At 75.7% G+C, this 9,641-nt stretch carries 5 protein-coding genes and 1 pseudogene; 3 read left to right on the top strand and 3 right to left on the bottom strand.

The annotated features are described in order from the left end of the window. Window positions 1-1,361 (top strand): S8 family serine peptidase (locus ACOJTC_RS12715; protein ID WP_420117004.1); only part of this gene is annotated, 1,361 nt, incomplete at its 5' end. 22 nt (window positions 1,362-1,383) lie between these two features. Here ACOJTC_RS12715 and eccB read toward each other — a convergent pair. Further along, entirely contained in the window at window positions 1,384-2,778 is a 1,395-nt protein-coding gene (gene eccB, locus ACOJTC_RS12710) for a type VII secretion protein EccB (RefSeq protein ID WP_420117003.1), read from the bottom strand. Window positions 2,779-2,785: 7 nt separating this feature from the next. Beyond that, window positions 2,786-4,195 (bottom strand): type VII secretion integral membrane protein EccD, encoded by a 1,410-nt coding sequence (eccD, locus tag ACOJTC_RS12705; protein WP_420117002.1) that lies wholly within the window; start codon window positions 4,193-4,195, stop codon window positions 2,786-2,788. Window positions 4,196-4,379: 184 nt separating this feature from the next. Between eccD and eccCa the strand changes: the two genes are divergently transcribed. Together eccCa and ACOJTC_RS12695 are read left to right on the top strand one after the other, a co-directional pair. Next, window positions 4,380-8,333 (top strand): type VII secretion protein EccCa, encoded by a 3,954-nt coding sequence (eccCa, locus tag ACOJTC_RS12700; RefSeq protein ID WP_420117001.1) that lies wholly within the window; start codon window positions 4,380-4,382, stop codon window positions 8,331-8,333. A 163-nt stretch (window positions 8,334-8,496) separates the two neighbouring features. Next, window positions 8,497-9,255, top strand: a complete 759-nt coding sequence (locus tag ACOJTC_RS12695) for a HEAT repeat domain-containing protein (RefSeq protein WP_420117000.1) — start codon at window positions 8,497-8,499, stop codon at window positions 9,253-9,255. On the opposite strand, the pseudogene ACOJTC_RS12690 reads toward ACOJTC_RS12695, so the two are convergent. Then, a pseudogene (locus ACOJTC_RS12690) lies at window positions 9,206-9,641 on the bottom strand (hypothetical protein); the annotation flags it as partial. The gene ACOJTC_RS12695 and the pseudogene ACOJTC_RS12690 sit on opposite strands and share 50 nt — an antisense overlap.

The following is a 9,641-nucleotide window of genomic DNA, read 5'->3' as shown; positions in this document are numbered from 1 at the left end:
CGGTTCGGCCACAGCCGGACGACCAGGTCGGTGCGGGCGGTCGCCCGGACCACGCCGGCCCGGCCGCAGCGTCACCGACGACCCGGCCGGACCGGGATCGGAGCACGGCTGGTGGCCCCGCCCGGGCGGGACGGCGTCCGGTGGCGGGTGCGCTCGTCGCCGGGCTGGTCGCCGCCGCCCTGGTCGGCCCGGTGCGGCCCGCCACGGCGGCACCCGACTGCGCGCCGGCCGGCGGGCAGGTCGGCACGCCGTCCTGGGCGCAGCAGGTGCTCGCCCCGGAGCAGGTGTGGCCGTTCAGCCAGGGGGCCGGGGTGACCGTCGCGGTGCTCGGCTCCGGAGTGGACGCCGACCACCCGCAGTTGCGGGGGCGGGTCGGCAGCGGCTTCGACGCGGTCCGGGGCAGCGGCCCGGCCGACACCGACTGCACCGGGCAGGGCACCCGGGTGGCCGGGCTGATCGTCGCCCGGCAGGCCGGCGGGTCGCCGTTCGCGGGCCTCGCGCCGAGCGCCCGGGTGCTGCCGGTACGGGTGGTCGACGACCGGGCGTTCGGTGCCGCCCCGGTCGACCCGGCGGTGCTCGCCCGGGGCGTCGACTGGGCCGTCGACCGGGGTGCCCGGGTGGTCGCGGTGACCGTGGCCGCCGACCGGGACGCCGCGACCCTGCGGAACTCGGTGCGCCGGGCCGTCGACCGGGGCGTCCTGGTGGTGGCCGCCAGCGGTGACCGGGGCGGGGACGGCAACCCGGTGTCCTATCCGGCCGGCTATCCGGAGGTGCTCGCCGTCGGGGCGATCGGCCCGGACGGGCGGCGCTGGCCGAAGTCGCAGTACGGGCCGTACCTGGACCTGGTCGCGCCGGGCGTGGCGGTGACCACCACCCAGCGCGGTGAAGGACTGGTCGAGGCCGCCGACGGCACCGCACTGGCCTGCGGGTTCGTGGCCGGTGCCGGGGCGTTGACCCTCGCCAAGCGGTCCGGTACGCCGCGCAGCGAACTGGTCCGGCTGCTGACCGTGACGGCGGTCCCCGGTGCCGACCGCACCGAGTACGGCCACGGCACCGTCAACCCGTACGGTGCGGTCAACGACCAGTTGTTGCCGCAGGCCCGGCCGGCCCCGCTGCCCCGGTTCCGGCCCGCCGACGACCGGCCCGACCCGGCGGTCCGGGAGAGCCGGCGGATCGCCCTGGCCGGTACGGCGCTCGCCCTCGCCACCGTCCTGGTGGTGTGCGCCGTCGCGCTGACCCTGCCCCGGGTACGGCGTCGCCGGTGGCGGGCGGCCGTCGCAACGGCACCCGCCCGGTCGACGTCGCCGACCGAACCGGGCCCGCCGGTGCAGCTCTTCGACGAACCGACGCCCGGCCGCTGACCCACCACGGCCGACGGTCCGGTCAGCCGCCGGTGGTGATCGACGCGGGGCGGACCGCCGCCAGGGGGTCCAGGACGGGGCCGGTCGGGACCAGCATGGTCAGGCTCGGCGGCACTGTCAGCGCCCCCTCCGCCGGGTAGCCGAGCAGGCGCAACGCCTCGGCGGACGGCACCGGGTAGCGGATGCCCAGGTCGGTGACGATGCTGTACGCGCCGGGGCTGCCGAGCAGCCGTAGCACGGTGACCCGGCCGGCGGGGGCGGCGATCCGGTCGGCCAGCGGGATGCCGTCGGGGGAGACGGAACCGGTCGGCGCGGCCCGGTCCGCGTCGGGCAGCGCGCCGCCCACTGTCAACTCCGGCGGGGTGCCGGCGTCGGTGGTGGCGGCGCAGATCTGCTGCCCCGGCTCGGGGCCGAGCAGCTTCGGCGGGGTGGCGGGCGGCCGGCCCCGGTCCGGCGGGCGGGGGACCTGCTGGCTCTTCGGCAGCGAGGTGACGTCGGAGACGGCGACCGGGACGGGTTGCCGCCCCGACTGGCCGGCCTGGATCGCCTGCTGCACCGGGTCGACCGGGGCGACCCCGTCGGCGAGCACCAGGTAGTGCTGCGGGCCGGAGGCGGTCTGGGTGACCAGCACGTCGCCGTTGCGTCGCCCGGACACCTCCCGGGAGGGTTTCCCCCGGTCGGCGACGGGCAGCGCGGCGAGGTCCACCCCGGCGGGCAGCGCGTTCAACCAGGCGGTGCCGACCGGGGTCGGGGTGACCGCCCCGAACAGGGCGGGCACGACCACCCGGGAACCCTGCACCAGGTGCCGGCGGCCGTGCCAGACCAGGTAGTTCATGCCCAGCGTGGCGTCCTTGACGAGCAGCCCGTCGTCGCCGACGCCCCGCCCACCGGCCGGCCGGGCGGCCAACGCCAGGGTCACCGTGTCGGTGGTGCGGCCGGTGTCGTCGGTCGTCGGGGTCGAGCAGACCGTCCACGGCAGACCGGCCCGCCGGTTCGCGGCCGGCAGCGAGGCGGGGGCGTTCGGGATGCCCATCGTCACCCCGCGCGGCACCGTGCCGAGGGTGCTGGCGGAGACGCGTACCACCGGGGTGCCGGGGCGGCCGGCGGCCAGCAGCGCCGACGCGTAGTTGAGCGTCGGATGCAGCCGTCCGTCCAGGTAGATGTAGGTCGCGCCGCTCTCCTTCTCGACCACCACCGCGCCGGGCTGCCGCCAACTGTTCCCACCGACCTTGGTGAGCAGCCCGTAGATGCCCACCCCGGCGGCGACCAGGACGGCGACCATCAGCCCACCGAAGAGCGCGCCGATGCCCCGACGCAGCGGCGACTGCTGCGGGTCGGTCTCGCGCATCACGAACGCGGACATCACCCGCTGGGTCATGAACTGGTACGACTGGAGCTGGTCCCGTCGCGTCGTCATCGTCGTCTCACCCGCCGATCGAGGCGAACATCCCCCGGATCGCCCCGAACAGGCCGATGACCGCGCAGGCCAGCGGGATCAGCGCCATGATGGCGATCACGTCGGCGATGTCGGCGGCCCGGCCCAGGTAGGGCGACGGCCGGCGTCGACTGTAGACCAGCCCGGCGACCAGCGTCAGCGCCGCCGCGGCGACCACACCGAGCCAGACGAGCACCCGGCCACCACCCGGCGCGGTGCCCAGCAGCGCGGCGACGGCCAGCGACGACAGCCCCAGCAGGCCGCTGACCAGCAGCGGCACCCGCTGCGCGGCGGTGGGGAAGAGCCGCCCCCGCAACAGCAGCGCGCCGGCGCCGCAGAGCGCCAGCAGCGCGCCGGCCGGGGTACGGTCCCCGGCCAGCAGGAACGCGATGGCCAGCGCGCCGCAGACCGAGGCGGACAGCAGCATCCCGGTGAGCAGTTCGGTGGCCCGTGCCACGGTCACGAAGACCTTCGCCCGCTCGGGCACCGGCCGGTCCTTCAGGATCTCCTCCGGCCGGTCGGGCAGCTCCGGCACCGGCAGCCTGCCCAACCAGCCGGCGATCAGCGGATAACCGGGCAGCAGGCCGATCACCGTGGTCAGCGTCGCCGCCGCCGAGCCGGCGGGGGAGACCCCGCCGTAGCAGAGCAGCGCGGCCAGCACGCCGGTGAGCCCGGCCGCCACCCCGGCCATGAACAGCCGCTGCACCCCGCCCACCGCCGCGTAGCCGACGATGCCGAAGACCAGCAGCGCGGCGGAGCCGAGCAGCAGGCTCGGCGCCCCCAGGTCGATCAGCCGGGCGTCGTCCGGTGCGCCGAGCAGCGCCCCGCCGAGCAGTGCGTAGGGCAGGCCGGCGGCGGCCACCACGGCCCCGGCGGTGGCGTCGGGCACGGCCCGCGACAGCACCGGGCCGACGACCGCCAGCAGCGCCGCGACCCCCAGCGCCAGCAGCCCCGGGGTACGCCACGGCGCACCGACCGCGAGCAACGCGACCAGCCCGAATCCGAGCAGGGCGGCGGTGACCGCCAGCCCGGCCCGCCGGGTGGCGTCGTCACTCCACGATCGACCGGTCCGCCGCGCGCCGCTGGCGATCACCTCGACCACGTCGTCGTACGCCAGCTCGGGCCACTCGTCGCGGCCGGGCGTGAGGTGCAGCAGCTCGCCGTCGCGGACGCCCTGCACGGCGAGGTTGCGGGTGGCCTCCAGCAGGGTGCCGGTGGCCCGGCGCAACACCCATCCGCCCTGCTGTTCGCCGACGTCGCCGAGGCCCTCCCCGGCGTGCCGGAGCAGGTGCGGCAGGAGTTCCCCGACGAGCATGCCGTTGGGCAACGCCACGTCCATCCGCCGCTGGGGGGCGGCGATGGTCACCCTGGCCAGACTGAGACCGCCCGGGGCCGTCACGCTGGTCACCTCCCCGTGTGCCACGCGTTCGCGCGGCGTCTGCTGGGCCCGCCGCGGCGGTCAAAGTAGCACGGTCGCACCGCCCGCCGGGTGGCCGTCCGAGCGCGGACGGCGGTCCCTGCCAGGGGCGACCGGTCGATAGAGTGGGCCGCCGTAGACCTACGTGGTGGGAGGTACGGGGGAGATGTCGTCGTTGGTGGTCGTCAAGCGTCCACCCCGCCGGCCGGCGCCCCCGCTGCCGACCGGTGAGGTGCTCCTCGACCCGCCGCCCGAGGTGCCGGCGGCCGGTGGCCGGGGCTGGACCCGGATGTTGATGATCCTGCCGATGGCGGCGGGTGCCGCGGCGATGGGCCTGATGATGGGCATGCAGCGCGGCGGCGTGATGACCTATGTGGTCGGTGGCATGTACGGGATCTCCATCCTCGGCATGATCGCCGTGATGGCGGTCAACCAGACGGGGCCCGGCAAACGCGAGATGATCGAGGCCCGTCGGCAGTACATGCGCCGCCTCGCCCAGCTGCGCGCCCAGGTCCGCGCGACCGTACGCCAGCAGCGGGAGGCCATCCACTACCGGCACCCCGACCCGGACTCGCTCTGGTCCACCGTGACCAGTGGCCGGCTCTGGGAACGTCGCCGGGGTGACGCCGACTTCAGCGTGGTCCGCATCGGCCTCGGCCCACAGGAGGTCGCCACCCCGCTGATCCCACCGCAGACCCGCCCGGTGGACGAGTTGGAGCCGCTGTGCGCGGTGGCGCTGCGCCGGTTCGTCGCCACCTACTCGGTGGTGCCCGACCTGCCGGTGGCGATCGCCCTGCGCGACTTCTCCCACGTCTACCTGCGCGGGGCCGACGACGCCGTACGGGGGCTGGTCCGCGCGGTGGTGGCCCAGTTGACCACCTTCCACGCCCCCGACGACCTGCTGGTCGCGCTCTGCGTCGACCCGGACCGGCGGGCCGGGTGGGAGTGGGCGAAGTGGCTGCCGCACGCCCAGCACCCGACGAAGCTCGACGCGGTCGGCCCGATCCGGCTGTTCGCCCCGACCGTGGTGGCGCTGGAGGCGATGCTCGTCGACGTGCTGGCCAACCGGCCCCGCTTCGACCCGACGGCGACGGCGGCGGTCGCGCCGTACGTGCTGGTGGTGGTCGACGGCGGGCAGGTCGCCGGCTCCGACCACCTGATGACCGAGGGCGGCGTCGCCGGGGTGACCCTGCTGGACCTCACCGGGAGGCCGCCGCGCCTGCTCGACGAGACCTCGGTGGTGCTCGACGTCGCCGACGACGGCACCATCTCGGGCACCACCATGGACGGTGCCACCCGGGTCGGCCGGGCCGACACGCTCGACCCGGCCAGGGCCGAGGTGCTGGCCCGGGAGCTGTCGCCGCTGCGGCTCTCCGCCGCCTCGTACGCCGACCAGCCGGCCGTCGCCACCGACCTGGGCCTGGCCGACCTGCTCGGCCTCGGCGACCCCTACGAGCTGGACCTGACCGACGCCTGGGGCAGCCGTCCCAACCGCAGCCGGCTGCGGGTGCCGATCGGGGTCAACGAGAACGGCCGGCCGATCGAGCTGGATCTCAAGGAGTCCGCCCAGGAGGGGATGGGCCCGCACGGGCTGCTCGTCGGCGCGACCGGCTCCGGCAAGAGCGAGCTGCTGCGGACGCTGGTGCTGGCGCTGACCGTCACGCACAGCCCGGAGATCCTCAACCTGGTGCTCGTGGACTTCAAGGGCGGCGCCACGTTCGCCGCGCTGGACCGGCTGCCGCACACCAGCGCCGTGATCACCAACCTGGCCGACGAGCTGTTCCTGGTCGACCGGATGCTCGGCGCGATCCAGGGCGAGATCACCCGCCGGCAGGAGCTGCTGCGCCGGGCCGGCAACTACGCCTCGCAGCGCGACTACGAGCGGGCCCGCGCGGCCGGGGTGCCGCTCGCCCCGCTGCCCAGCCTGCTGATCGTGGTGGACGAGTTCAGCGAGCTGCTCAGCGCCCGACCGGACTTCATCGACATGTTCGTGCAGATCGGCCGGGTGGGCCGGTCGCTGGGCATGCACCTGCTGCTGGCCTCGCAGCGGCTGGAGGAGGGGCGGCTGCGCGGCCTGGAGACGCACCTGTCGTACCGGCTGGGCCTGCGGACCTTCTCCTCGATGGAGTCCCGCGCGGTGCTCGGGGTGGCCGACGCCTACGAGCTGCCCCGCTCACCGGGGCACGGCTACCTCAAGGCCGGCACCGAGGGGCTGATCCGGTTCAAGGCCGCGTACGTCTCGGGGGCGGTCCGGCAGCACGGCGGGGTGCCCACCGTCGGCGGCCGGCTGATCGACCCGGTCCGCGACTACACCACCGACTACGTCCCGCTCGCCACCGACGACGCGCCGGACGAGCCGACGGAGGCCCCGGTCGACGAGCACGTCGGGGAGAGCCTGCTCGACGTGCTGGTGGCCCGGATGCAGGGGCGCGGACCGGCCGCCCACCAGGTCTGGTTGCCGCCGCTGGAGGAGCCGCCCACCCTCGACGCGCTGCTGCCACCGGTGCAGGTGTCCCCGGTGCGGGGCCTGACGATCGCCGCCGAGGACCGGCACGGCGCGCTGCACGGTGTGGCCGGCATCGTCGACAAGCCGTTGGAGCAGCGCCGCGACCCGCTCTGGCTGGATCTGGCCGGGGCGGCCGGCAACGTGATGGTGGTGGGTGCGCCGCAGACGGGCAAGAGCAACCTGCTGCGTACCCTGGTCACCAGCCTGGCGTTGGGCAACACCCCGCGCGAGGCGCAGTTCTACTGCCTCGACTTCGGCGGCGGCACCCTGGCCGCGCTGGCCGGCCTGCCGCACGTCGGCGGGGTGGCGAGCCGGCGCGAGGTGGACAAGGTCCGGCGGACCATCGCCGAGCTGCACGGGCTGATGCAGGCCCGGGACGCGTTGTTCACCACGCACGCGGTGGAGGGCGCGGCGGCCTACCGGCGGGCCCGCCGCGAGGGCCGGTTCCCCGAGGACCCGTTCGGTGACGTGTTCCTGGTGGTGGACGGCTGGGCGGCGCTGCGGGCCGAGTTCGAGGATCTGGAGCCCCTGGTCACCGAGTTGGCGAACCGGGGTCTCGGCTACGGCATCCACCTCCTGGCCGCCACCAACAGGTGGATGGACGTCCGCCCGGCGGTGCGGGACATGTTCGGCGCGAAGGTCGAGCTGCGCCTCGGCGAGCCGGCCGACTCGGTGATCAACCGGCGGGCCGCGGTGAACGTGCCGGAGCAGCACGGTCACGGCCTCACCCCCGACGGCCTGCACTTCCTCGCCGGCCTGCCCCGCCTCGACGGCCGGCCGGTGGTCGACGACCTGCCGGACGCGCTGGCCGACCTGGTCAAGCGGGTGGAGCAGCACTGGACGTCGGCGGGTGCCCCGGCGGTGCGGCTGCTCCCCGCCGAGCTGCCCTTCGAGGCGTTGCCCGCCGCGCAGGGCGGCGTGATCCCGATCGGCATCGCCGAGACCGACCTCCAGCCGGTACGCCTCGACTTCACCGCCGAACCGCACCTGCTGCTCTTCGGGGACGTCGAGTGCGGCAAGAGCACGTTCCTGCGTGGGCTGGCCCGCGGCATCGTCGAGGGCAACGACCCGGCGGCGGCCCGGATCATCCTGGTCGACTTCCGGCGCAGCCTGCTCGGCGCGGTGGAGTCCGAGCACCTGATCGGCTACGGCACCTCCCCGCAGGTCACCGCCGACCTGGTCAAGCAGGTGGCCACGGTGATGGGGGAGCGGCTGCCGGGGCGGGACGTGACCGCCGAGCAGCTGCGCGACCGGAGTTGGTGGAAGGGCCCGGAACTCTACCTGCTGGTCGACGACTACGACCTGGTCGCCGGGGCGGCGCTGAACCCGCTCGCGCCGCTGCTGGAGTACCTGCCGCAGGCCCGCGACATCGGCCTGCACCTGGTGCTTACCCGGCGGATCGGCGGTGCCGGGCGGGCCATGTTCGACCCGGTGATCGGCCGGATCAGGGAGCTGGCCTCCCCGGGCATCATGATGTCCGGTCCACGGGAGGAGGGCGCGCTGTTCGGCACGATCAAGCCGCAGCGGCTGCCCGCCGGCCGGGGCTGGTTGTTCACCCGCCGGCACGGCGCCCGACTCGTCCAGCTCCCCCTGGTGCCGCCCCAGGTCAGCTGACCCGTCCGGCCTACCCGCCCGGTGCGCGTCGGGCTCCATGATCGACTCAATGGGGCCGATATGGCGGCGTCTGCCCCGCTCCGATGCCGCTATATCGCCGCAATGGCCACCCGGCTCACCTGAGCGGGCGGCCCGCCCCCGTCGGGCGGGGTACGCAGCCCCCGTGAGCCGCCCTGAACGGTACCGGGTCGAGCTGCGGGCCGGCGCGCCCGCCGGGTGGCCGGCCTACCTGCGGGAGCGGTCGGGGTTGCCGGGGCCGCGCGCCAACCTCGAACTCGCCCAGGCCGTCGCCGACGAGGGTGACGCCGACACGTTCGACGGTCTGCTCGCCACCGACGACGAGTACCTGGCCTTCTGCGGTGTGCTCGGCCTCGGTCGGCTGCTGGCCGACGGCCCGCCGGCCCGGACCCGGAGGCGCATCGAGGCGCGCCTGCACGAGTACGCCACCGACCCCCGCTGGCGGGTACGCGAGGCGGTGGCCCTGGCGTTGCAGCGGCTCGGCGACGCCGACCTGCCGCGCCTGCTCGACCTTGGCACGACCTGGGTCGGGGACCCGCACCCGCTGGTCCGGCGGGCGGCCGTCGCGGCCGTGTGTGAACCGCGCCTGCTCGCCGCCCGGGAGGCCGCCGCCCGCGCCGTCGACCTGTGCGGACGGGCGACGGCGGGCCTGGCGGCGCTGCCGGCCGATCAGCGCCGCGACGAGGGCGTCCGGGCGTTGCGGCAGGCGTTGGGCTACTGCTGGAGCGTCGCGGTGGCCGCCGATCCGGCCGGTGGCCTGCCGGCGTTCCGGGCGCTGGCCGCCGTCGACGACAGCGACGTGGCCTGGATCGTCCGCGAGAACGGCCGGAAGAAACGCCTGGCCGGGCTGCTCGTCAGCGACGCGGCGCGCCCAGCAGGTGCTGCTCCACCGGGGTCTGACTGATCCACAGGTGCCGGTCCGTGCCGCCACCGACCAGGGTGAGCATGTCGTCGGCCATCACCTGGAGGAACCGGCCGCTGTCCGGGGGCAGCCGCAGCGCCTGCTGCACCGCCGCGGATTCGTCGGCCCAGAGCCGTTGCAGCACGCAGAGGTCGCTGTCACGCAGGGCGGACACGCTGCCGGGATCGAGCCGCCGCACCACGGTCAGCTCGGCCTGCCACGCGCCGAGGGGTGCCGCCCCGAACGCGGCCGGGCCGTGGGACGCGGCAGCCCCGGGCCGGCCCGCGCCGGGCGGCAGCTCGCGCACGATCAGGGTGGGCCGCCCGGCGGTTCCGGTGGCGGGCACCGGCCGGTCGTCGGCGCGTACCTCGACCCGGTCGGGGGCCCGG

This window comes from Micromonospora sp. (assembly GCF_048594385.1).
In the GTDB taxonomy this organism is placed as follows: Bacteria; Actinomycetota; Actinomycetes; order Mycobacteriales; family Micromonosporaceae; genus Micromonospora; species Micromonospora wenchangensis.
This window is presented reverse-complemented; position numbering and strand designations above follow the sequence as displayed.